The 20762-nt window shown below is 66.9% G+C and carries 17 protein-coding genes; 16 read left to right on the top strand and 1 reads right to left on the bottom strand.

Features of this window, described 5'->3' with window-relative positions; translation table 11 throughout:
* Nucleotides 1-159: 159 nt before the first annotated feature.
* The 6 genes from rplK (at nt 160) to ACIQUR_RS14450 (ending at nt 10814) form a co-directional block, all read left to right on the top strand.
* Complete coding sequence (gene rplK, locus ACIQUR_RS14475) at nt 160-594, top strand: 50S ribosomal protein L11 (protein ID WP_399945990.1); 435 nt, start codon at nt 160-162, stop codon at nt 592-594.
* A gap of 110 nt (nt 595-704) precedes the next feature.
* On the top strand, nt 705-1433 hold the full coding sequence (gene rplA / locus ACIQUR_RS14470) for a 50S ribosomal protein L1 (protein ID WP_399945992.1): 729 nt from the start codon (nt 705-707) through the stop codon (nt 1431-1433).
* Nucleotides 1434-1737: 304 nt separating this feature from the next.
* Entirely contained in the window at nt 1738-2268 is a 531-nt protein-coding gene (rplJ, locus tag ACIQUR_RS14465) for a 50S ribosomal protein L10 (protein ID WP_403663508.1), read from the top strand.
* 114 nt (nt 2269-2382) lie between these two features.
* The gene (gene rplL, locus ACIQUR_RS14460) at nt 2383-2769 is read left to right on the top strand and encodes a 50S ribosomal protein L7/L12 (protein ID WP_403663505.1); all 387 of its coding nucleotides are present in this window, start codon (nt 2383-2385) and stop codon (nt 2767-2769) included.
* 565 nt (nt 2770-3334) lie between these two features.
* Nucleotides 3335-6817, top strand: coding sequence for a DNA-directed RNA polymerase subunit beta (rpoB, locus tag ACIQUR_RS14455; protein WP_403663502.1), 3483 nt, complete (start codon nt 3335-3337; stop codon nt 6815-6817).
* 97 nt (nt 6818-6914) lie between these two features.
* Complete coding sequence (locus ACIQUR_RS14450) at nt 6915-10814, top strand: DNA-directed RNA polymerase subunit beta' (RefSeq protein WP_403663499.1); 3900 nt, start codon at nt 6915-6917, stop codon at nt 10812-10814.
* Between the two features lie 107 nt (nt 10815-10921).
* Here the strand turns inward: ACIQUR_RS14450 and ACIQUR_RS14445 are convergent, their stop codons facing one another.
* Nucleotides 10922-12397, bottom strand: a complete 1476-nt coding sequence (locus ACIQUR_RS14445; RefSeq protein ID WP_403663496.1) for a DUF6056 family protein — start codon at nt 12395-12397, stop codon at nt 10922-10924.
* A 327-nt stretch (nt 12398-12724) separates the two neighbouring features.
* Between ACIQUR_RS14445 and rpsL the strand changes: the two genes are divergently transcribed.
* From rpsL to rpsS, 10 genes are all read left to right on the top strand, one after another.
* Nucleotides 12725-13096, top strand: coding sequence for a 30S ribosomal protein S12 (rpsL, locus tag ACIQUR_RS14440; protein ID WP_007265893.1), 372 nt, complete (start codon nt 12725-12727; stop codon nt 13094-13096).
* Between the two features lie 2 nt (nt 13097-13098).
* Complete coding sequence (rpsG, locus tag ACIQUR_RS14435; RefSeq protein WP_352193902.1) at nt 13099-13569, top strand: 30S ribosomal protein S7; 471 nt, start codon at nt 13099-13101, stop codon at nt 13567-13569.
* A 39-nt stretch (nt 13570-13608) separates the two neighbouring features.
* Nucleotides 13609-15735 (top strand): elongation factor G, encoded by a 2127-nt coding sequence (gene fusA, locus ACIQUR_RS14430; protein ID WP_399946010.1) that lies wholly within the window; start codon nt 13609-13611, stop codon nt 15733-15735.
* A 148-nt stretch (nt 15736-15883) separates the two neighbouring features.
* Nucleotides 15884-17077 carry an elongation factor Tu gene (gene tuf / locus ACIQUR_RS14425; RefSeq protein WP_403663491.1) on the top strand — a complete coding sequence of 398 codons (1194 nt, stop codon included), beginning with the start codon at nt 15884-15886 and terminating at the stop codon, nt 17075-17077.
* A 538-nt stretch (nt 17078-17615) separates the two neighbouring features.
* A complete protein-coding gene (gene rpsJ / locus ACIQUR_RS14420) occupies nt 17616-17924 on the top strand; it encodes a 30S ribosomal protein S10 (protein ID WP_003948644.1) in 309 nt (102 codons plus the stop codon).
* A gap of 14 nt (nt 17925-17938) precedes the next feature.
* Nucleotides 17939-18583 carry a 50S ribosomal protein L3 gene (gene rplC, locus ACIQUR_RS14415; protein WP_365042074.1) on the top strand — a complete coding sequence of 215 codons (645 nt, stop codon included), beginning with the start codon at nt 17939-17941 and terminating at the stop codon, nt 18581-18583.
* 5 nt (nt 18584-18588) lie between these two features.
* Entirely contained in the window at nt 18589-19239 is a 651-nt protein-coding gene (gene rplD / locus ACIQUR_RS14410) for a 50S ribosomal protein L4 (RefSeq protein ID WP_403663487.1), read from the top strand.
* Nucleotides 19239-19562 carry a 50S ribosomal protein L23 gene (gene rplW / locus ACIQUR_RS14405; RefSeq protein ID WP_030201581.1) on the top strand — a complete coding sequence of 108 codons (324 nt, stop codon included), beginning with the start codon at nt 19239-19241 and terminating at the stop codon, nt 19560-19562. Before rplD ends, rplW begins: the two co-directional genes overlap by 1 nt.
* Before the next feature lie 39 nt (nt 19563-19601).
* Complete coding sequence (gene rplB, locus ACIQUR_RS14400) at nt 19602-20438, top strand: 50S ribosomal protein L2 (protein WP_399946022.1); 837 nt, start codon at nt 19602-19604, stop codon at nt 20436-20438.
* 12 nt (nt 20439-20450) lie between these two features.
* Complete coding sequence (gene rpsS / locus ACIQUR_RS14395; RefSeq protein ID WP_007265903.1) at nt 20451-20732, top strand: 30S ribosomal protein S19; 282 nt, start codon at nt 20451-20453, stop codon at nt 20730-20732.
* Nucleotides 20733-20762 lie beyond the last annotated feature (30 nt).

The raw sequence follows: 20762 nt of genomic DNA, 5'->3' as shown, positions 1-20762 counted from the left end.
TGGGCGAAAGCTTCGGACAGGTCAGACCGGCCCGTGAAGGGCGGTCTGACCTGCTCGGTTTTAAGCCCCGCACCGATACCCGTTATCGTGGTGCGGTATGCCTCCATCCGGATGACCGGGTGGCGGCTGGAAAACTCTCACTAGGACCCGGAGAGAGCAATGCCTCCCAAGAAGAAGAAGGTCACGGGGCTTATCAAGCTCCAGATCCAGGCCGGTGCGGCCAACCCGGCTCCGCCGGTCGGTCCCGCGCTGGGTCAGCACGGCGTCAACATCATGGAGTTCTGCAAGGCCTACAACGCCGCGACCGAGTCGCAGCGTGGCATGGTCGTGCCGGTGGAGATCACGGTCTACGAGGACCGTTCCTTCACCTTCGTCACCAAGACTCCGCCGGCCGCCCGTCTGATCCTCAAGGCCGCGGGTGTGGACAAGGGCTCCGGCGAGCCGCACAAGACCAAGGTCGCCAAGCTGACGCGCGACCAGGTCCGCGAGATCGCCACCACCAAGATGCCCGACCTGAACGCCAACGACCTGGACGCCGCCGAGAAGATCATCGCCGGCACCGCCCGTTCCATGGGCATCACGGTCGAGGGCTGATCAGCCTCTCGCACGGCGGAGCCGCATCTGCGGCGCCGTGTCCCCAGTGGTAGGGCCCGCGCTGGCCCGCACCACGACTCCACACCTGAAGCAAAAAAACAGGAGCAGAAGTGAAGCGCAGCAAGACTCTCCGCGCTGCGGACGCCAAGGTCGACCGGGAGAAGCTGTACGCCCCGCTCGAGGCCGTCCGTCTCGCCAAGGAGACCTCGTCCGTCAAGTTCGACGCGACCGTCGAGGTGGCCTTCCGCCTGGGTGTCGACCCGCGCAAGGCCGACCAGATGGTCCGTGGCACCGTGAACCTCCCGCACGGCACCGGTAAGACCGCCCGGGTCCTGGTCTTCGCGACCGGTGACCGTGCTGCGGCCGCGGAGGCCGCTGGCGCCGACATCGTCGGCTCCGACGAGCTGATCGACGAGATCGCCAAGGGCAACCGCCTGAACGAGTTCGACGCGGTCGTCGCGACCCCGGACCTCATGGGCAAGGTCGGCCGCCTCGGCCGCGTGCTCGGTCCGCGTGGTCTGATGCCGAACCCGAAGACGGGCACCGTCACCATGGACGTGGCCAAGGCCGTCACGGACATCAAGGGCGGCAAGATCGAGTTCCGCGTCGACAAGCACTCGAACCTCCACTTCATCATCGGCAAGGTCTCCTTCTCCGATGACAAGCTGGTCGAGAACTACGGCGCGGCCCTGGAGGAGATCCTCCGTCTGAAGCCGTCCGCCGCGAAGGGCCGCTACATCAAGAAGGCCGCCCTGAGCACCACCATGGGCCCCGGCATCCAGCTGGACCCGAACCGCACCCGCAACCTCCTCGTCGAGGAGGACCCGGCCGCGGTCTGAGCCTGAGCGCTCGCAAAGTGGCAGTCGGGCCCCGCACCTCTCCGGAGGTGCGGGGCCCGATTTGTATTTCCGCGCCCCCTTCCCGTACTCTTTCGAGGAAGCCAAAGACCGCTGGTCGTTGCTGTGCCCGACAGGGTGCGGCGGCCGAAGGATCCGTTGCATGACGGACGACCCGCGCAGGTGACAGTGGAGATGCTCCCGGACTCGTCTGGTCGAGCAAAGCCCCGTGCGCCTGCGCCGGGGCGTTTTGTTTGTTCAGCCCCTTCTGAGCGGTCCTCATCACCCGGAAGGAGGCCGACGCTCTATGGCAAGGCCCGACAAGGCTGCCGACGTAGCCGAGCTCAAGGACATGTTCCAGAGCTCGTCTGCCGCCGTGCTGACCGAGTACCGGGGTCTCACCGTGGCGCAGCTCAAGACGCTGCGTCGTTCGCTCGGTGAGAACGCCCAGTACGCCGTGGTGAAGAACACGCTGACCAAGATTGCGGCCAACGAGGCTGGGATCACCGCACTGGACGAGCACTTCGCTGGTCCGACCGCGGTCGCCTTCGTCACCGGGGACCCGGTGGAGTCGGCGAAGGCTCTGCGTGACTTCGCCAAGGAGAACCCGAACCTGATCATCAAGGCCGGTGTCCTTGATGGCAAGGCTCTCTCCGCCGACGACATCAAGAAGCTTGCGGACCTCGAGTCCCGCGAGGTTCTGCTCAGCAAGCTGGCCGGCGCGTTCAAGGGCAAGCAGTCTCAGGCTGCTCAGCTCTTCCAGGCGCTGCCGTCGAAGCTCGTCCGCACCGTGGACGCCCTTCGCGCCAAGCAGGCCGAGCAGGGCGGTGCCGAGTAATTCGGCTCGCGCATTGATCCGCGCCGCCTAGTGCGCGGGTCGTAGCGGGCCGTAAGTACGCCCGCCTCTCGATACATACGGCACCTGCCGGAATTAGTGGAAGGATCGCCCATCATGGCGAAGCTGTCTCAGGAAGACCTGCTCGCGCAGTTCGAGGAGATGACCCTCATCGAGCTCTCCGAGTTCGTGAAGGCGTTCGAGGAGAAGTTCGACGTCACCGCCGCCGCGGCCGTCGCCGTTGCCGCCCCGGCCGCCGGTGGTGGCGACGCGGGTGCCGCCGTTGAGGAGAAGGACGAGTTCGACGTCATCCTCACCGGCGCCGGCGACAAGAAGATCCAGGTCATCAAGGTCGTCCGCGAGCTGACCTCCCTGGGCCTCAAGGAGGCCAAGGACCTGGTCGACGGCACCCCGAAGCCGGTCCTCGAGAAGGTCAACAAGGAGGCCGCTGACAAGGCCGCCGAGGCCCTCAAGGCCGCCGGTGCCGCGGTTGAGGTCAAGTAAGACCGCTCCGCAGGTCCGCTGACCGCAGAGCGCCCCTGAGGGGCCGCTGCGGGAGCTGCTTGTGACGAAGGGCGATCACCCGTAAGGGTGGTCGCCCTTCGGCGTTCCCGTGACGCTTGGCTTGCTGTGGGGCCTTTGGGGGGTATGGTGATCTTCGTTGCCCCGCGGCAGGGGTCCGGTGATGATCCGCACGGGGCCGGGGGCCTTGACGAACGGCACGCGGCGCGCAATTCTCAGGACGCGTCGCTACGTCGGTCCAGATTCGAGGCATGGATCGACTACGAAGAGGGCAGTACTGATACGCGCTCTGCACACGAGGGCCGCAGCGTTGAACAACAAGGGGAAGGCCTGTTGCCGGACTCCAGAAACCTGGTCTGGACATCAGTGAGCCAAGTGGCTACACTGACCCTTTGCGCTGCCTGTTAGCTGCCCCCTGCCCGTCGCCAGGGGCATGCCCACGCTCGAGCACACCTGATAGATCCTCCCTGACCTGGGGTTTCTCATCTTTGTGTCGGCTGGGACCGGTACGCGCGTAGTGAGTCCGAGCCCTCGGAAGGACCCCCTCTTGGCCGCCTCGCGCAACGCCTCGACCAATACGAACAACGGCGCCAGCACTGCCCCGCTGCGCATCTCCTTTGCAAAGATCAAGGAGCCCCTCGAGGTTCCGAACCTCCTGGCGCTGCAGACCGAGAGCTTTGACTGGCTGCTCGGCAACGCCGCCTGGAAGGCTCGCGTCGAGTCGGCTCTCGAGAGTGGACAGGACGTCCCCACCAAGTCCGGTCTGGAAGAGATCTTCGAGGAGATCTCGCCGATCGAGGACTTCTCCGGGTCGATGTCGCTGACCTTCCGCGACCACCGCTTCGAGCCGGCGAAGAACTCCGTCGACGAGTGCAAGGAGCGCGACTTCACGTACGCCGCGCCGCTCTTCGTCACCGCCGAGTTCACCAACAACGAGACCGGGGAGATCAAGTCCCAGACGGTCTTCATGGGCGACTTCCCGCTCATGACGAACAAGGGCACCTTCGTCATCAACGGCACCGAGCGTGTCGTGGTGTCGCAGCTCGTCCGTTCGCCCGGTGTCTACTTCGACTCCTCCATCGACAAGACGTCCGACAAGGACATCTTCTCCGCCAAGATCATCCCGTCCCGGGGTGCCTGGCTGGAGATGGAGGTCGACAAGCGCGACATGGTCGGTGTCCGCATCGACCGCAAGCGCAAGCAGTCCGTGACCGTCCTCCTGAAGGCGCTCGGCTGGACGACCGAGCAGATCCTCGAGGAGTTCGGCGAGTACGAGTCCATGCGCGCCACCCTGGAGAAGGACCACACCCAGGGCCAGGACGACGCGCTGCTCGACATCTACCGCAAGCTGCGTCCGGGCGAGCCGCCGACCCGCGAGGCCGCGCAGACGCTGCTCGAGAACCTGTACTTCAACCCGAAGCGCTACGACCTCGCGAAGGTCGGCCGCTACAAGGTCAACAAGAAGCTCGGGGCCGACGAGCCGCTCGACGCCGGTGTGCTGACCACCGACGACATCATCGCCACGATCAAGTACCTCGTGAAGCTCCACGCGGGCGAGGTCGAGACCGTCGGCGAGAACGGCACGAACATCGTCGTCGAGGTCGATGACATCGACCACTTCGGCAACCGTCGTCTGCGCAACGTCGGCGAGCTCATCCAGAACCAGGTCCGCACGGGTCTGGCTCGTATGGAGCGCGTCGTCCGCGAGCGCATGACCACCCAGGACGTCGAGGCGATCACGCCGCAGACCCTGATCAACATCCGGCCGGTCGTCGCCTCCATCAAGGAGTTCTTCGGCACCAGCCAGCTGTCGCAGTTCATGGACCAGAACAACCCGCTGTCCGGTCTGACGCACAAGCGGCGTCTCTCCGCGCTGGGCCCCGGTGGTCTGAGCCGTGAGCGGGCCGGCTTCGAGGTCCGTGACGTGCACCCGTCCCACTACGGACGCATGTGCCCGATCGAGACCCCCGAAGGCCCGAACATCGGTCTGATCGGTTCGCTCGCCTCGTACGGCCGCGTCAACGCGTTCGGCTTCATCGAGACGCCGTACCGCAAGGTCGTCGACGGCCAGGTCACCGACGAGGTCGACTACGTCACCGCCGACGAGGAGGACCGCTTCGTCATCGCGCAGGCCAACGCCAAGCTCGACGACGACCTGCGTTTCACCGAGAACCGCGTCCTGGTCCGCAAGCGTGGCGGCGAGGTCGACTACGTCGAGCCGTCGGACGTGGACTACATGGACGTCTCGCCGCGCCAGATGGTGTCCGTCGCCACCGCGATGATCCCCTTCCTGGAGCACGACGACGCCAACCGTGCCCTCATGGGCGCGAACATGATGCGCCAGGCCGTTCCGCTCATCAAGGCGGAGGCCCCGCTGGTCGGCACCGGCATGGAGTACCGCTGTGCGGTCGACGCCGGTGACGTCATCAAGGCGGAGAAGGACGGTGTGGTCCAGGAGGTCTCGGCCGACTACGTCACCGTCGCCAACGACGACGGCACGTACACCACGTACCGCGTCGCGAAGTTCTCCCGCTCCAACCAGGGCACCTCGGTCAACCAGAAGGTCGTCGTCAACGAGGGCGACCGCGTGATCGAGGGCCAGGTCCTGGCCGACGGTCCGGCGACCGAAGAGGGCGAGATGGCCCTCGGCAAGAACCTGCTCGTGGCGTTCATGCCGTGGGAGGGTCACAACTACGAGGACGCGATCATCCTGTCGCAGCGCCTCGTGCAGGACGACGTCCTCTCCTCGATCCACATCGAGGAGCACGAGGTCGACGCCCGTGACACCAAGCTCGGCCCCGAGGAGATCACCCGGGACATCCCGAACGTCTCCGAGGAGGTCCTCGCGGACCTCGACGAGCGCGGCATCATCCGTATCGGTGCCGAGGTCGTCGCCGGCGACATCCTCGTCGGCAAGGTCACCCCGAAGGGTGAGACCGAGCTGACCCCCGAGGAGCGCCTGCTCCGCGCGATCTTCGGTGAGAAGGCCCGTGAGGTCCGTGACACCTCGCTGAAGGTGCCGCACGGCGAGACCGGCAAGGTCATCGGCGTCCGCGTCTTCGACCGCGAGGAGGGTGACGAGCTTCCCCCGGGCGTGAACCAGCTGGTCCGCGTCTACGTCGCCCAGAAGCGCAAGATCACCGACGGTGACAAGCTCGCCGGCCGTCACGGCAACAAGGGCGTCATCTCGAAGATCCTTCCGATCGAGGACATGCCGTTCCTCGAGGACGGAACTCCGGTCGACATCATCCTGAACCCGCTGGGTGTCCCGTCCCGAATGAACCCGGGACAGGTCCTCGAGATCCACCTCGGCTGGCTCGCCAGCCGCGGCTGGGACGTCTCGGGTCTCTCGGAGGAGTGGGCCCAGCGCCTGCAGGCCATCGGCGCCGACCAGGTCGCCCCCGGCACCAACGTCGCGACCCCGGTCTTCGACGGTGCCCGTGAGGACGAGCTCGCCGGCCTCCTGCAGCACACGATCCCGAACCGGGACGGGGAGCGCATGGTGCTCCCGACCGGTAAGGCGCGCCTGTTCGACGGCCGCTCCGGCGAGCCGTTCCCGGACCCGATCTCGGTCGGGTACATGTACATCCTCAAGCTCCACCACCTGGTCGACGACAAGCTCCACGCCCGCTCGACCGGTCCGTACTCGATGATCACGCAGCAGCCGCTGGGTGGTAAGGCGCAGTTCGGTGGCCAGCGCTTCGGTGAGATGGAGGTGTGGGCGCTGGAGGCTTACGGCGCCGCGTACGCCCTCCAGGAGCTGCTGACCATCAAGTCCGACGACGTCACCGGCCGCGTGAAGGTCTACGAGGCCATCGTCAAGGGCGAGAACATCCCCGAGCCGGGCATTCCCGAGTCCTTCAAGGTGCTCATCAAGGAAATGCAGTCGCTCTGCCTCAACGTGGAGGTGCTGTCCTCGGACGGCATGTCCATCGAGATGCGCGACACCGACGAGGACGTCTTCCGCGCGGCGGAGGAGCTCGGTATCGACCTGTCCCGGCGCGAGCCGAGCAGCGTCGAAGAGGTCTGACGGGCCCGGCGGGGGCTCCACAAGAGCCCCCGCCGCCCCGGGACCGTTTCAGACCACTGATCAAGAGACACGACCCCGAAAGAGGGATTGACGCACAGTGCTCGACGTCAACTTCTTCGACGAGCTGCGGATCGGCCTTGCCACCGCGGACGACATCCGTACCTGGTCCCACGGCGAGGTAAAGAAGCCGGAGACCATCAACTACCGCACCCTGAAGCCCGAAAAGGACGGACTCTTCTGCGAGAAGATCTTCGGTCCGACCCGGGACTGGGAGTGCTACTGCGGCAAGTACAAGCGTGTCCGCTTCAAGGGCATCATCTGTGAGCGCTGTGGCGTCGAGGTCACCCGCGCCAAGGTGCGCCGTGAGCGGATGGGCCACATCGAGCTGGCCGCTCCCGTCACCCACATCTGGTACTTCAAGGGCGTCCCGTCGCGCCTGGGCTACCTGCTGGACCTGGCGCCGAAGGACCTCGAGAAGGTCATCTACTTCGCCGCGTACATGATCACGTTCGTGGACGAGGAGCGTCGTACCCGCGACCTGCCGTCCCTGGAGGCCCACGTCTCCGTCGAGCGCCAGCAGATCGAGAACCGCCGTGACGCGGACCTCGAGGCCCGCGCCAAGAAGCTCGAGTCCGACCTCGGCGAGCTCGAGGCCGAGGGTGCCAAGGCCGACGTGCGCCGCAAGGTGCGCGAGGGTGCCGAGCGCGAGATGAAGCAGCTGCGCGACCGTGCGCAGCGCGAGATCGACCGCCTGGACGAGGTCTGGAACCGCTTCAAGAACCTCAAGGTCCAGGACCTGGAGGGCGACGAGCTCCTCTACCGCGAGCTGCGTGACCGCTTCGGCACGTACTTCGACGGCTCGATGGGTGCCGCGGCGCTGCAGAAGCGCCTGGAGTCCTTCGACCTGGAGGAGGAGGCCGAGCGCCTCCGCGAGATCATCCGGACCGGCAAGGGCCAGAAGAAGACCCGCGCGCTGAAGCGTCTGAAGGTCGTCTCCGCGTTCCTGCAGACCAGCAACAGCCCCAAGGGCATGGTCCTGGACTGCGTCCCGGTCATCCCGCCGGACCTGCGTCCGATGGTGCAGCTGGACGGTGGCCGCTTCGCGACCTCCGACCTGAACGACCTGTACCGCCGTGTCATCAACCGCAACAACCGTCTGAAGCGTCTGCTCGACCTCGGTGCCCCCGAGATCATCGTGAACAACGAGAAGCGGATGCTCCAGGAGGCGGTCGACGCCCTCTTCGACAACGGCCGCCGCGGCCGCCCGGTCACGGGCCCCGGCAACCGTCCGCTGAAGTCCCTCAGCGACATGCTGAAGGGCAAGCAGGGTCGATTCCGTCAGAACCTGCTCGGCAAGCGAGTCGACTACTCGGCGCGTTCCGTCATCGTCGTCGGCCCGCAGCTCAAGCTGCACCAGTGCGGTCTGCCCAAGGCCATGGCGCTGGAGCTCTTCAAGCCGTTCGTGATGAAGCGCCTGGTCGACCTGAACCACGCGCAGAACATCAAGTCGGCCAAGCGCATGGTCGAGCGCGGCCGCACCGTCGTGTACGACGTCCTCGAAGAGGTCATCGCCGAGCACCCGGTGCTGCTGAACCGTGCGCCCACGCTGCACCGCCTCGGCATCCAGGCCTTCGAGCCCCAGCTGGTCGAGGGCAAGGCCATCCAGATCCACCCGCTCGTCTGCACCGCGTTCAACGCGGACTTCGACGGTGACCAGATGGCCGTCCACCTGCCGCTCTCCGCGGAGGCGCAGGCCGAGGCCCGCATCCTGATGCTGTCCTCGAACAACATCCTCAAGCCGGCCGACGGCCGCCCGGTGACGATGCCGACCCAGGACATGGTCCTCGGTCTGTTCTTCCTCACCACCGACGGCGAGCTGCGCGACGTCAAGGGCGAGGGCCGCTCCTTCGGCTCCACCGCCGAGGCGATCATGGCGTTCGACGCGGGCGAGCTCTCGCTCCAGTCGTCCGTCGACATCCGCTTCCCGGTGGGCACCATCCCGCCGCGCGGCTGGGTCCCCCCGGTCGCCGAGGAGGGTGAGGCCGAGTTCCAGCCGGGCGACAGCTTCCGCCTGAAGACCTCGCTGGGCCGTGCGCTCTTCAACGAGCTGCTGCCCGAGGACTACCCGTTCGTCGACTACTCGGTGGGCAAGAAGCAGCTCTCCGAGATCGTCAACGACCTGGCGGAGCGCTACCCCAAGGTCATCGTGGCGGCGACGCTCGACAACCTGAAGGCGGCCGGCTTCCACTGGGCGACCCGTTCCGGCGTCACCGTGGCCATCTCCGACGTCGTCGTCCCCGACGCGAAGAAGGAGATCGTCGCGGGCTACGAGGCCCAGGACGAGAAGGTCCAGAAGCAGTACGAGCGCGGTCTGATCACCAAGGACGAGCGCACGCAGGAGCTCATCGCGATCTGGACCAAGGCGACCAACGAGGTCGCCGAGGCGATGAACGCGAACTTCCCCAAGACGAACCCCATCTTCATGATGGTTGACTCGGGTGCCCGAGGAAACATGATGCAGATGCGGCAGATCGCCGGTATGCGTGGTCTGGTGTCGAACGCGAAGAACGAGACCATCCCGCGTCCGATCAAGGCCTCGTTCCGCGAGGGCCTCTCCGTGCTGGAGTACTTCATCTCCACCCACGGTGCCCGTAAGGGTCTCGCCGACACCGCCCTGCGTACCGCCGACTCGGGTTACCTGACCCGTCGTCTCGTGGACGTCTCGCAGGACGTGATCATCCGCGAGGAGGACTGCGGCACCGAGCGCGGCCTGAAGCTGAAGATCGCCGTCCGCGGCGAGGACGGCGTCCTGCGCAAGGCCGACGACGTCGAGACCTCCGTGTACGCCCGCATGCTGGCCGAGGACGTCGTCATCGACGGCAAGGTCATCGCGCCGGCCAACGTGGACCTCGGCGACGTGCTGATCGACGCCCTCGTCGCCAACGGCGTCGAGGAGGTCAAGACCCGCTCGGTCCTGACCTGTGAGTCCGCCGTCGGCACCTGTGCCTTCTGCTACGGCCGCTCGCTGGCCACCGGCAAGCTGGTCGACATCGGTGAGGCGGTCGGCATCATCGCCGCCCAGTCCATCGGTGAGCCCGGTACCCAGCTGACGATGCGTACCTTCCACACCGGTGGTGTGGCCGGTGACGACATCACCCAGGGTCTGCCGCGTGTCGTCGAGCTCTTCGAGGCCCGTACCCCGAAGGGTGTCGCCCCGATCTCCGAGGCCGCCGGCCGCGTGCGGATCGAGGAGACCGAGAAGACCAAGAAGATCGTCATCACGCCGGACGACGGCTCCGACGAGACCGCCTTCCCGATCTCGAAGCGTGCGCGCGTCGAGGTCTCCGAGGGCGACCACGTCGAGGTCGGCCAGAAGCTGACCGCCGGTGCCACCAACCCGCACGACGTGCTGCGCATCCTCGGCCAGCGTGCGGTCCAGGTCCACCTGGTCGGCGAGGTCCAGAAGGTCTACAACTCGCAGGGCGTGTCGATCCACGACAAGCACATCGAGATCATCATCCGGCAGATGCTGCGCCGCGTGACGATCATCGAGTCCGGCGACGCCGAGCTGCTCCCGGGCGAGCTCGTCGAGCGCTCGCGCTTCGAGTCCGAGAACCGTCGTGTGGTCACCGAGGGCGGTCACCCCGCCTCCGGCCGTCCGCAGCTGATGGGTATCACCAAGGCCTCGCTGGCGACGGAGTCCTGGCTGTCGGCCGCCTCCTTCCAGGAGACGACCCGAGTCCTGACGGACGCGGCGATCAACGCCAAGTCCGACAGCCTCATCGGCCTCAAGGAGAACGTCATCATCGGTAAGCTCATCCCGGCCGGTACGGGTCTGTCCCGCTACCGCAACATCCGGGTCGAGCCCACCGAGGAGGCGAAGGCCGCGATGTACTCGGCCGTCGGCTACGACGACATCGACTACTCGCCCTTCGGCACCGGCTCCGGCCAGGCCGTCCCGCTCGAGGACTACGACTACGGCCCGTACAACGGCTAAGGGTCACCGAGAAGCCCCCCGCCGCTCCGAGAGGAGCGGCGGGGGGCTCCTCCGTTTCCGGGGTGCCCCTCCGGAGTCCGTTTCCGCGGGGTCAGGTGTTCGGTGGGTTACAGCCGGTGGATGCGGTCCACACCGTAGAACTCGGATACGCACCGGGCGGCCCAGTCGCTGCGGTACACCCGGGTGTAGAAGGGCTCGGCCAGGTTCCCGATCGGCAGCGGCCGGTAGCCGACGTCCCGGGCCCCGGCGGCCACCTGGGCGCGGATCCGGGCGTTCTGCCGGTCCCAGGCCAGGCCCCGGTCCACCGTGTCGGAGGTCAGCTGGCGCAGCGCCGGCACCAGCGCGGCGAGGGCGACCAGCGCCACCGCGGTGACGGCCGTCACCGCCAGGGCGGGGGCCGCGGGGCCGCCGGCCCGCAGGCGCAGCCCGGCCCACCGGCCCAGCCAGGCCCCGTACAGGCAGAGCGTGAGCAGCAGCGGGGTCATGAAGCTGGTCCACGTACGGGCGTACGTCCAGCCGGTCGGCCCGTACCCGCTGCGCAGGCCGAGCGCCACCAGGAACACGGAGGCCAGCACCAGCAGGGGCGGCAGCACGAACAGCGCCCAGCGGGCCCAGCGCGGGGCGGAGCCGAGGGTGCCCGGGCCGGTGGGGCCGCAGAGGGCGACGGCCAGTCCCAGCAGGAGGCCCAGGGCCGCGGCGGCCAGGTAGGCCTCCTGGGCGGCGATGGTGCGCAGGATCCGCAGCGCGTCGCCCACGGTGGCCGACAGCTCCCCGGGGGAGAGGAGGGAGGCCTTCTCGGGCTGCTGGGCGCGCCGCCAGCGGGCGCCGGGGGAGGTGTAGAGGATGGCCAGGCCCAGGGGCACGCCGAGGCACCAGGCGGTGCACCAGGCGAGCGGGTAGCGGTCCCGCGCCAGCCCGAGGCGGGGGACCGCCAGTACGCCGGCGGTCGCCGCGAAGGCCCAGCTGACCATGGAGAACGGCTCGCTGAGCATCCCCATCGCGACGGCCGTGCAGAAGGTTCCGGCCAGCGCCGCCCGGCGGGCGGTGGTGCCCCCGCGGCGGGCGGCGCGGATGCCGAGGAGCAGGGTCCCGGCCCCGAGGACGGTGGGCAGGGTGTGGGAGATGGTGGCGGGCGCCCAGAGCAGTGCCTGGTACGTACGGGTGCCCGCGAAGAACAGCAGCGCCTCCAGGACCGCGGCCACCGCCACCACGACCGGCAGGGGCACGCCGCCGAAGCCGAGCAGGTGCAGGGCCTCGCGGAGCAGCAGCACCAGGCACAGGCCGAGGGCGAGTGCGAGGAGGGAGGGCAGCAGGCGGGGGCCGGCGAGCCCGTCGGCGTAGACGACACCGGTGACGAGGGCGTTGGTGACCCGGCCGTTCTGGGTCAGGTAGAAGTCCTTGGCGAGGCCGAGGACACCCAGGTCACGGGCCTTGTAGGCGGCGCACCAGTCGTCCGACGTGGGCCGGACGTACAGCTGCAGGAAGATGCCCACGGACAGCAGCGCGCCGGCCGCGGCCACCAGGACGGCACCGCAGCGGACGAGCAGCCGCCGAGCGGCGCCGGGGACGGAATCGCGGCTCATGCGTCGACTTCCTGGAGGGGGAGGAAAGACCTGTCATCCAGTACCTTGACGGGTTCTTCCGCCGTGGCCGGGGACCTTGCCACCAGGACGGCCGGGCGTGGGCATTTGTTTTGACCGGAGTGGATGCGATAGGTACGCTCAGACCTTGTGCCTGGGGTGTGCCTGGGCTCCCGTGCGTGTCCATCACCGCACGCGAGCGTCATCGGCCACCGCAATCCGTACGTTTCCGCGTCTCGCGGAGGTCTGCCGGATTCGACACACCCGACCGCGTGGGTCGGAGTTGTTTCAGGTTAGTTTCACCAACGGCACACAGAAACCGGAGAAGTAGTGCCTACGATCCAGCAGCTGGTCCGCAAGGGCCGGCAGGACAAGGTCGAGAAGACGAAGACGCCCGCGCTTGAGGCCTCGCCCCAGCGCCGTGGCGTCTGCACGCGTGTGTTCACGACCACCCCGAAGAAGCCGAACTCGGCGCTCCGTAAGGTCGCGCGTGTGCGTCTGACCTCCGGCATCGAGGTCACCGCTTACATTCCGGGTGAGGGACACAACCTGCAGGAGCACTCGATCGTGCTCGTGCGTGGTGGCCGTGTGAAGGACCTGCCGGGTGTTCGTTACAAGATCATCCGCGGTGCGCTTGACACCCAGGCTGTCAAGAACCGCAAGCAGGCCCGCAGCCGCTACGGCGCCAAGAAGGAGAAGTAAGAATGCCTCGTAAGGGCCCCGCCCCGAAGCGCCCGGTCATCATCGACCCGGTCTACGGTTCTCCTCTGGTGACCTCGCTCATCAACAAGATCCTCCTGGACGGCAAGCGCTCCACCGCCGAGCGCATCGTCTACGGCGCCATGGAAGGCCTCCGCGAGAAGACCGGCAACGACCCGGTCATCACGCTGAAGCGCGCGCTGGAGAACGTCAAGCCCTCCCTCGAGGTCAAGTCCCGCCGCGTCGGTGGCGCGACCTACCAGGTCCCCGTCGAGGTCAAGCCGGGTCGTCAGTCGACCCTGGCCCTCCGCTGGCTCGTGGGCTACTCCCGCGCCCGCCGCGAGAAGACCATGACCGAGCGCCTCATGAACGAGCTGCTCGACGCCTCCAACGGCCTCGGTGCGGCCGTGAAGAAGCGCGAGGACACGCACAAGATGGCCGAGTCCAACAAGGCCTTCGCGCACTACCGCTGGTAGTCGCAACCCACATCGAGACCGAGAGAAGACTGAAGCCTTATGGCTACCACTTCGCTTGACCTGGCCAAGGTGCGCAACATCGGCATCATGGCCCACATCGACGCGGGCAAGACGACCACCACCGAGCGCATCCTGTTCTACACCGGTGTGTCGTACAAGATCGGTGAGGTCCACGACGGCGCCGCCACGATGGACTGGATGGAGCAGGAGCAGGAGCGCGGCATCACGATCACGTCCGCCGCGACGACCTGCCACTGGCCGCTCGAGGACGTCGACCACACGATCAACATCATCGACACCCCGGGTCACGTGGACTTCACGGTCGAGGTGGAGCGTTCGCTCCGCGTCCTCGACGGTGCCGTCACCGTGTTCGACGGCGTTGCCGGTGTTGAGCCGCAGTCCGAGACGGTGTGGCGCCAGGCCGACCGTTACGGCGTCCCGCGCATCTGCTTCGTCAACAAGCTGGACCGTACCGGCGCCGAGTTCCACCGCTGCGTCGACATGATCAAGGACCGCCTGGGCGCGGTTCCGATCGTCATGCAGCTCCCGATCGGTGCCGAGGCGGACTTCCAGGGCGTTGTCGACCTGGTCCGCATGAAGGCGCTCGTCTGGTCCGCCGAGGCGACCAAGGGCGAGATGTACGACGTCGTCGACATCCCGGCCTCCCACGCCGAGGCGGCCGAGGAGTGGCGCGGCAAGCTGGTCGAGACCGTCGCCGAGAACGACGACGAGATCATGGAGCTGTACCTGGGCGGCGAGGAGCCGACCGAGGAGCAGCTGCACGCCGCCGTCCGCCGCATCATCCTCGGCTCCGGCAAGGGCCAGGGCTCCACGGTCACCGCGGTGTTCTGTGGCACGGCGTTCAAGAACAAGGGCGTCCAGCCCCTGCTCGACGCCGTCGTCCGCTACCTGCCGTCGCCGCTCGACATCGAGGCCATCGAGGGCCACGACGTCAAGGACGCCGAGACCGTCGTGAAGCGCAAGCCGTCCGACGAGGAGCCCCTCTCGGCGCTGGCGTTCAAGATCATGAGCGACCCGCACCTCGGCAAGCTCACCTTCGTCCGGGTTTACTCGGGCCGCCTGGAGTCCGGCTCTTCGGTGCTGAACTCCGTCAAGGGCAAGAAGGAGCGCATCGGCAAGATCTACCGCATGCACGCGAACAAGCGTGAGGAGATCGACTCGGTGGGCGCCGGCGACATCGTCGCCGTCATGGGCCTGAAGCAGACCACCACCGGTGAGACGCTGTGCGACGAGAAGTCCCCGGTCATCCTGGAGTCCATGGACTTCCCGGCGCCGGTGATCCAGGTCGCGATCGAGCCCAAGTCCAAGGGTGACCAGGAGAAGCTGGGTGTCGCCATCCAGCGTCTCGCGGAGGAGGACCCCTCCTTCCAGGTCCACTCGGACGAGGAGACCGGCCAGACCATCATCGGCGGTATGGGCGAGCTGCACCTCGAGGTGCTGGTCGACCGCATGCGCCGTGAGTTCAAGGTCGAGGCCAACGTCGGCAAGCCGCAGGTGGCCTACCGCGAGACGATCCGCAAGGCCGTCGAGCGCGTCGACTACACGCACAAGAAGCAGACCGGTGGTACGGGTCAGTTCGCCAAGGTCCAGATCGGCATCGAGCCGATCGAGGGCGGCGACTCCTCGTACGAGTTCGTGAACAAGGTCACCGGTGGCCGCATCCCCAAGGAGTACATCCCCTCGGTGGACGCGGGTGCGCAGGAGGCCATGCAGTTCGGCATCCTGGCCGGCTACGAGATGACCGGCGTCCGCGTCATCCTCCACGACGGTGCGTACCACGAGGTCGACTCCTCCGAGCTCGCCTTCAAGATCGCCGGTTCGCAGGCCTTCAAGGAGGCCGCGCGCAAGGCCAGCCCCGTGCTGCTCGAGCCGATGATGGCCGTCGAGGTCACCACGCCCGAGGACTACATGGGTGAGGTCATCGGCGACATCAACTCCCGCCGTGGCCAGATCCAGGCCATGGAGGAGCGCCACGGTGCTCGCATCGTGAAGGGCCTCGTGCCGCTTTCGGAGATGTTCGGCTACGTCGGAGACCTCCGCAGCAAGACCTCGGGTCGCGCAAGCTACTCGATGCAGTTCGACTCCTACGCCGAGGTTCCGCGGAACGTCGCCGAGGAGATCATCGCGAAGGCCAAGGGCGAGTAACTCTCCCGAGTTCACGCTTTAGGCTTGTCACCGGATCCCTGGGGCAGTCGGGCAACCGCATCGGTTGCCCCGGGGGGCCGGCATTCCAGCAAAGATCACCTGGCGCCGATGAGTAAGGCGTACAGAACCACTCCACAGGAGGACCCCAGTGGCGAAGGCGAAGTTCGAGCGGACTAAGCCGCACGTCAACATCGGCACCATCGGTCACATTGACCACGGTAAGACGACCCTCACGGCCGCCATTACCAAGGTGCTGCACGACGCGTACCCGGACCTGAACGAGGCCTCGGCCTTCGACCAGATCGACAAGGCTCCCGAGGAGCGCCAGCGCGGTATCACCATCTCCATCGCGCACGTCGAGTACCAGACCGAGGCGCGTCACTACGCCCACGTCGACTGCCCGGGTCACGCGGACTACATCAAGAACATGATCACCGGTGCCGCGCAGATGGACGGCGCCATCCTCGTGGTCGCCGCCACCGACGGCCCGATGCCGCAGACCAAGGAGCACGTGCTCCTGGCCCGCCAGGTCGGCGTTCCGTACATCGTCGTCGCCCTGAACAAGGCCGACATGGTGGACGACGAGGAGATCCTGGAGCTCGTCGAGCTCGAGGTCCGCGAGCTCCTCTCCGAGTACGACTTCCCGGGCGACGAGCTCCCCGTCGTGCAGGTCTCGGCGCTCAAGGCGCTCGAGGGCGACAAGGAGTGGGGCGAGAAGCTCCTCGGCCTCATGAAGGCCGTCGACGAGTCGATCCCGACCCCGCCGCGTGAGACCGACAAGCCGTTCCTCATGCCCGTCGAGGACGTCTTCACGATCACCGGTCGTGGCACCGTCGTCACCGGTCGTATCGAGCGTGGTGTCCTGAAGGTCAACGAGACCGTCGACATCATCGGCATCCGCCCGGAGAAGACCACCACCACGGTCACCGGCATCGAGATGTTCCGCAAGCTGCTCGACGAGGGCCAGGCCGGTGAGAACGTCGGTCTGCTCCTCCGTGGCATCAAGCGCGAGGACGTCGAGCGCGGCCAGGTCATCATCAAGCCCGGTTCGGTCACGCCGCACACCGAGTTCGAGGCCACCGCGTACATCCTGTCGAAGGACGAGGGTGGCCGTCACACCCCGTTCTTCAACAACTACCGCCCGCAGTTCTACTTCCGTACCACGGACGTGACCGGCGTCGTGACCCTCCCCGAGGGCACCGAGATGGTCATGCCGGGCGACAACACCGACATGACCGTCGCGCTGATCCAGCCCGTCGCCATGGAGGAGGGCCTGAAGTTCGCCATCCGTGAGGGTGGCCGGACCGTCGGCGCCGGCCAGGTCACCAAGATCACGAAGTAATTCGTGTTCTGACCTGGTAGCTCTCCAGAGCTGCTGAGAAGGGCCCCGGCCCGCCGCGTGAGCGGTGGACCGGGGCCCTTCCGTCCGTCCGGCGGGTTCTCCCGCGTGGCGGATGCGCCTGCGAAATGTGAGATGGGGTACGCTCCCCGCTTGCGATTGGCGCCCTCTGCGTCATGTATGGCAGACTGTTCAAGTTGCTCGGTTGAGTACCGATGCTGCGCGCCTCCCGCCGGGAGGACCGGAAGCGAGTCCCACAGTACTCGTCGCCTTTATCTGCCCTCCGGGGCAGCAATGGGGCGGACGTACGGGAATCTTCCGGGAAGCGTCAGCGGGGTGCCGGCCAGGCACTCGGTGGGTGTTCTTCCCCCGAAGCGCGGTCTCGGACCGCACCCCCTCTGGCAGGGAATTTCCGTATGGGAATTTTCAGAAGCGGGAGTGCGACACGCCCGACCGCGTGGGTCGGAGGAGAGCGGCGCGGAAACGCGCAGCCGACCGAGTTCCAGAGCGTTCCACAGAGACGAAGGACTACGAAGTAGCCATGGCGGGACAGAAGATCCGCATCCGGCTCAAGGCCTACGACCACGAGGTCATCGACTCCTCGGCGAAGAAGATCGTCGAGACGGTGACCCGCACTGGTGCGTCGGTCGCGGGCCCGGTGCCGCTGCCCACTGAGAAGAACGTGTACTGCGTCATCAAGTCGCCGCACAAGTACAAGGACTCGCGCGAGCACTTCGAGATGCGCACGCACAAGCGCCTGATCGACATCCTCGACCCGACGCCCAAGACCGTTGACTCGCTGATGCGCCTGGACCTTCCGGCCGGCGTTGACATCGAGATCAAGCTCTGAGAGGCGCGGAGAAGATGGCTAAGCAGATCAAGGGCGTCCTGGGCGAGAAGCTCGGCATGACCCAGGTCTGGGACGAGAACAACCGTGTCGTCCCGGTGACCGTCGTCAAGGCCGGGCCCTGTGTCGTCACCCAGGTCCGCACCAACGACATCGACGGCTACGAGTCGGTCCAGATCGCCTTCGGCGAGATCGACCCGCGCAAGGTGAACAAGCCCCTCAAGGGCCACTTCGCCAAGGCCGACGTGACCCCGCGCCGCCACCTGGTGGAGCTCCGTACCTCCGACGCCAGCGAGTACACGCTCGGCCAGGAGATCACGGCCGAGGTGTTCGAGTCCGGCGTCAAGGTTGACGTCACGGGCACGAGCAAGGGCAAGGGCTTCGCCGGTGCCATGAAGCGCCACAACTTCCGTGGTGGCAAGGCGTCGCACGGTGCCCACCGTGTCCACCGCAAGCCGGGTTCGATCGGTGGCTGCGCCACCCCGGGCCGCGTCTTCAAGGGTATGAAGATGGCCGGCCGCATGGGTAACGACCGGGTCACCACCCAGAACCTGACCGTTCACGCCGTTGACGCGGAGAAGGGCCTGCTGCTCATCAAGGGCGCGGTTCCTGGTCCGAACGGCGGCCTCGTCCTGGTCCGCACCGCGGCCAAGGGGGCCTGAGGACTATGAGCACCATTGACATTCTGTCGCCCTCCGGCGACAAGACCGGGACCGTCGAGCTCCCGGCCGAGATCTTCGACGCCAAGGTCAGCGTTCCGCTGATCCACCAGGTCGTCGTCGCGCAGCTGGCCGCCGCCCGTCAGGGTACGCACAAGGTCAAGACGCGTGGCGAGGTCCGTGGTGGTGGCAAGAAGCCCTACCGCCAGAAGGGCACCGGCCGCGCCCGTCAGGGTTCGACCCGTGCGCCGCAGTTCGCCGGCGGTGGCGTCGTGCACGGCCCCGTGCCGCGTGACTACTCGCAGCGGACCCCGAAGAAGATGAAGGCCGCCGCCCTGCGTGGCGCCCTCACCGACCGGGCCCGTCACTCCCGCATCCACGTCGTCTCCGGCGTGGTCGAGGGTGCCGCCTCCACCAAGGCCGCCAAGACGCTGTTCGCCAAGATCTCGGAGCGCAAGAACCTGCTCCTGGTCGTCGAGCGCGCCGACGAGGCCGCGTGGCTGTCCGCCCGCAACCTGCCCCAGGTGCACATCCTGGAGCCGGGCCAGCTGAACACGTACGACGTGCTCGTCTCGGACGACGTGGTCTTCACCCAGGCCGCTCTCGAGTCCTTCGTGTCTGGCCCCAAGGCCGCTGAGACCGAAGGGAACGAGGCCTGATGTCTGAGGCAACGATCACCAGCAAGACCTTCACGGACCCGCGCGACATCCTTGTTCGCCCGGTCGTCTCCGAGAAGAGCTACGCGCTGCTGGACGAGAACAAGTACACGTTCATCGTCGACCCCCGCGCCAACAAGACCCAGATCAAGCAGGCCGTCGAGGCGGTCTTCTCGGTCAAGGTCACCGGGGTGAACACGATCAACCGCCAGGGCAAGCGCAAGCGCACCCGCACCGGTTTCGGTAAGCGCGCCAACACCAAGCGCGCCATCGTCACCCTTGCCGAGGGCGCCCGTATCGACATCTTCGGCGGCCCGGTCTCCTAACGGAGTCCGAGTCGTCCGGAATCGGACGAGGACTGAGAAATGGGTATCCGCAAGTACAAGCCGACGACCCCGGGCCGTCGTGGCTCCAGCGTCGCCGACTTTGTCGAGATCACGCGGTCCACGCCGGAGAAGTCGCTGGTCCGCCCGCTGCACAGCAAGGGCGGCCGTAACAACGCCGGTCGTGTGACCGTTCGCCACCAGGGCGGTGGCCACAAGCGCGCCTACCGCGTGATCGACTTCCGTCGTCACGACAAGGACGGCGTGCCGGCCAAGGTCGCTCACATCGAGTACGACCCGAACCGCACCGCGCGCATCGCTCTCCTGCACTACGCGGACGGCGAGAAGCGCTACATCATCGCTCCGCGCGGCCTGAACCAGGGCGACCGGATCGAGAACGGCCCCGCGGCCGACATCAAGCCCGGTAACAACCTGGCGCTCCGCAACATCCCGGTCGGTACCACGATCCACGCGATCGAGCTCCGTCCCGGTGGCGGTGCCAAGTTCGCCCGTTCCGCGGGTGCCTCCGTGCAGCTGCTGGCGAAGGAAGGTGCCATGGCGCACCTCCGTATGCCGTCCGGTGAGATCCGCCTGGTCGACGTGCGCTGCCGCGCCACGATCGGCGAGGTCGGCAACGCCGAGCAGTCGAACATCAACTGGGGCAAGGCCGGCCGCATGCGCTGGAAGGGCGTCCGCCCGACCGTCCGCGGTGTCGCGATGAACCCGGTTGACCACCCGCACGGTGGTGGTGAGGGCAAGACCTCCGGTGGTCGCCACCCGGTCTCCCCGTGGGGTCAGAAGGAGGGTCGTACTCGTTCGCCGAAGAAGGCTTCGAACAAGTACATCGTCCGCCGCCGCAAGACGAACAAGAAGCGCTAGGAGCGGGTTTAGATGCCGCGCAGTCTCAAGAAGGGGCCCTTCGTCGACGACCACCTCGTAAAGAAGGTGGACGCCCAGAACGAAGCCGGCACCAAGAACGTCATCAAGACCTGGTCCCGTCGCTCGATGATCATCCCCAGCATGCTGGGTCACACGATCGCGGTGCACAACGGCAAGACCCATGTCCCGGTGTTCGTCACCGAGTCCATGGTCGGCCACAAGCTCGGCGAGTTCTCGCCGACTCGCACCTTCCGCGGCCACGTCAAGGACGACCGGAAGTCGAAGCGCCGCTAATCGCGGGGTGGGAACGACTATGACTTACAC

Origin of the sequence: Streptomyces sp. NPDC101132 (assembly GCF_044759225.1) — a bacterium.
GTDB lineage: Bacteria > Actinomycetota > Actinomycetes > Streptomycetales > Streptomycetaceae > Streptomyces.
This window is presented reverse-complemented; position numbering and strand designations above follow the sequence as displayed.

Excerpts from the sequence above, each read along its gene's own strand:
- rplK (WP_399945990.1), top strand. The coding sequence starts at position 160 with ATGCCTCCCAAGAAGAAGAAGGTCACGGGGCTTATCAAGCTCCAGATC.
- rplJ (WP_403663508.1), top strand. The coding sequence starts at position 1,738 with ATGGCAAGGCCCGACAAGGCTGCCGACGTAGCCGAGCTCAAGGACATG.
- rplL (WP_403663505.1), top strand. The coding sequence starts at position 2,383 with ATGGCGAAGCTGTCTCAGGAAGACCTGCTCGCGCAGTTCGAGGAGATG.
- ACIQUR_RS14445 (WP_403663496.1), bottom strand. The coding sequence starts at position 12,397 with ATGAGCCGCGATTCCGTCCCCGGCGCCGCTCGGCGGCTGCTCGTCCGC.
- rpsG (WP_352193902.1), top strand. The coding sequence starts at position 13,099 with ATGCCTCGTAAGGGCCCCGCCCCGAAGCGCCCGGTCATCATCGACCCG.
- fusA (WP_399946010.1), top strand. The coding sequence starts at position 13,609 with ATGGCTACCACTTCGCTTGACCTGGCCAAGGTGCGCAACATCGGCATC.
- rpsJ (WP_003948644.1), top strand. The coding sequence starts at position 17,616 with ATGGCGGGACAGAAGATCCGCATCCGGCTCAAGGCCTACGACCACGAG.
- rplC (WP_365042074.1), top strand. The coding sequence starts at position 17,939 with ATGGCTAAGCAGATCAAGGGCGTCCTGGGCGAGAAGCTCGGCATGACC.
- rplD (WP_403663487.1), top strand. The coding sequence starts at position 18,589 with ATGAGCACCATTGACATTCTGTCGCCCTCCGGCGACAAGACCGGGACC.
- rplW (WP_030201581.1), top strand. The coding sequence starts at position 19,239 with ATGTCTGAGGCAACGATCACCAGCAAGACCTTCACGGACCCGCGCGAC.
- rplB (WP_399946022.1), top strand. The coding sequence starts at position 19,602 with ATGGGTATCCGCAAGTACAAGCCGACGACCCCGGGCCGTCGTGGCTCC.
- rpsS (WP_007265903.1), top strand. The coding sequence starts at position 20,451 with ATGCCGCGCAGTCTCAAGAAGGGGCCCTTCGTCGACGACCACCTCGTA.